The organism is Pseudomonas sp. PS01301, assembly GCF_029960215.1.
Classification (GTDB): domain Bacteria; phylum Pseudomonadota; class Gammaproteobacteria; order Pseudomonadales; family Pseudomonadaceae; genus Aquipseudomonas; species Aquipseudomonas coleopterorum.
In genome coordinates, this window is the sequence record NZ_JASCPM010000135.1 from 1 (window position 1) to 286 (window position 286).

1 pseudogene is annotated in these 286 nt (G+C 63.3%); it reads left to right on the forward strand.

Annotated elements, in window-relative coordinates:
* Positions 1 to 286, forward strand: a pseudogene (locus tag QMX89_RS22760) (hypothetical protein); the annotation flags it as partial.

Consider the following 286-nt stretch of genomic DNA (forward strand, 5'->3'; position numbering starts at 1 on the left):
GCCAAGGATCGTCGACCACTGACACGGTGGTCACGGTTACCGGGGCAGCCATGGCCGGGCAGAGTGTGGAGCTTTTCGACGGTCAGACCTCCAAAGGCGCTGTCACGGTGGGCAGCAATGGCGAGTGGACCGGGTCACTGACGTCCCTGGCTGTCGGTGCGCATTCGATCACTGCCAAGGCGCGCTATGGCACAGGGCTGGTGTCCGCGTCGCGCACGTTCAACGTCAAGTCCAGGACGCAGCCCGTCATTGTCAGCGTGCAGGATTCGCAAGGCGAAGTCAGTCA